Source organism: Bradyrhizobium sp. JR4.3 (assembly GCF_040547695.1).
Lineage (GTDB): Bacteria > Pseudomonadota > Alphaproteobacteria > Rhizobiales > Xanthobacteraceae > Bradyrhizobium > Bradyrhizobium canariense.
Genome location: NZ_JBEPQF010000089.1, coordinates 1 through 2,006, shown reverse-complemented (window position 1 = coordinate 2,006; position 2,006 = coordinate 1). Strand labels below are relative to the sequence as shown.

The 2,006-nt window shown below is 62.0% G+C and carries 2 protein-coding genes; both read right to left on the bottom strand.

Going from position 1 to position 2,006, the window contains the following annotated elements:
- Positions 1–48: 48 nt before the first annotated feature.
- The gene (locus ABIB91_RS41620) at positions 49–342 is read right to left on the bottom strand and encodes a hypothetical protein (protein WP_007590556.1); all 294 of its coding nucleotides are present in this window, start codon (positions 340–342) and stop codon (positions 49–51) included.
- Positions 342–1,955, bottom strand: a complete 1,614-nt coding sequence (tnpC, locus tag ABIB91_RS41615) for an IS66 family transposase (protein WP_219685683.1) — start codon at positions 1,953–1,955, stop codon at positions 342–344. Before tnpC ends, ABIB91_RS41620 begins: the two co-directional genes overlap by 1 nt.
- Between the last annotated feature and the right edge of the window lie 51 nt (positions 1,956–2,006).

The following is a 2,006-nucleotide window of genomic DNA, read 5'->3' as shown; positions in this document are numbered from 1 at the left end:
GTAACCCTACGCGGTAGGCCGCAGCGCGCTGATCTTTCCAGTTAACCGTTAGAGCTCGTCGGACTCCTCGGTTTTCGGCTTCATCGTCGCAGCGAGCACTTGGCGGCGTTTTTCGATGATGCTAGGGTCCTCTTTGTGGATTGCGATCAGCTCTTTGAGGTTCTCGATCCCCTCATCGGTGAACGCCATCACCCCATCTTCACCGACGCCCACGACCCATAGCTGGCCATCCTCGGGGTCCATTTCTTCGGCGACCTCGAACAGCCATTCCTCGTCTTCTCCAAGCATCTCGGCGACATGGCCGAGGGTAAACACGTGGCTGACTTTGTTGACGGGCCCCATCAAGCCGCCTGCGCCGCGAGGCCTTGCTGTTGCGCAATCTTCCAGTTCCAGGGCAGCAGCTCATCGAGCCTGTGGGCGGGGTGGATGGCGATGCGAGCGAGTACATCGGCAAGCCAGACCTGAGGATCGACGTCGTTCATCTTCGCAGAGACGATGAGGCTATACATGGCGGCGGCACGACGCCCTCCGCGGTCGGACCCGCAGAATAACCAAGACTTTCTGCCCAATGCGATGCCGCGCAGCGCTCTTTCGGCGGCGTTGTTCGAGAGACAGACGCGGCCATCGTCGAGGAAGCGTGTGAAGGAGCCCCAGCGCTTGAACATGTAGTTCATGGCCTTGGCCAGATCGTGACCGCGGGAGAGCTTGGCGCACTGCTCACGCATATAGGCTTCCAGATCGGCAACCAACGGAGCGCTCTGCGCCTGGCGGACAGCCTCTCGGTGGTCGGCGCCTTGGCCATTGATCGTGCGCTCGATTGCGAAGAGGGCGTCGATGCGACGCACGATCTCGATCGCAATCGGCGAGAGGGCGATCTCCTTCTTGCCAGCAGCCTTACGTCGCGCGTTTTCCTCAAGATCCGCCATGGCGAAGAACGGGCGCCGGGCATGCACCCAACAGGCCGCCTCCCTGATAGGCCCAGGACTTCGCGGGGGCTCGTAGAGTTTGGTGTATCCGCCGAAGGCGTCGGCCTGCAGGATACCGCTATAGTTGGCCAGATGCGCCTGCGGATGCTCGCCCCTTCGATCGCGCGAGTAATAGAACATTGCCGCCGGCGGATCTGAGCCGCCGAAGGGGCGGTCGTCCTTTACATAGACCCAGCATCGAGCGACATCGCACTTGCCCAAGGCCAGCACGGGCACGGTGGTGTCGTCGCCGTGGAGGCGTTCGGATGCCATGACGTGGGCTTCCAACAGACGCAACAGCGGCTCCAATACCGTGCAGCACGCTCCGACGGCGTCGGCTGCGGTCGACAGACTGATCGGCACGCCTTCCAACGCGTAACGCTCGGTTTGCCGGTTCAGAGGCTGATGCTGGCCGAACTTCTCATAGAGCAGCATGGCCAGCAGGCTCGGCCCCGCCCACCCTCGCGGGATCACATGGAATGGCGCCGGTGCCTGGCTGATCTTCTCGCAGTCGCGGCAAGAGAACTTCTCGCGCACCGTCTCGATTACCTTCCACTGACGCGGCACCGATTCCAGCGTTCGGGTCACATCTTCGCCGAGCTTGCGCAAGCGATTGCCGCCGCAGCATTCGCACGCCGTCGGCGGATCGATCACCACCCGCTCGCGCGGAAGGTGGTCTGGGAACGTGTTGCGCTCAGCGCGCTTGCGCGTAAATCCGTCAACCGTAGTCGTTTTGGCGACTGCCTGCTCCGCCGCCAATTCGTCTTCCGTCGCGTTAGCTTCCAATTCTTCGAAGGTAAGCGCCAGCTGGTCGATCAACCGCGCCGAGCGCTCCGATTTCTGGCCGTAAACCTGGCGCTCGAGCTTCGCTATCCGCAAGGTCTGCTGCACAATCAGCGCGGCGTCCTCCGACGCCTTTGCCCGCGCTACCGCCAGCTCCGCTTTCAGCGCGGCGTTTTCTTCGGCAAGAGCGGCGCGATCAGCATCCATGAGACGAAGTGAATCATAGTTTTAGTGATTTGCGGCACCCCAAAATACGCG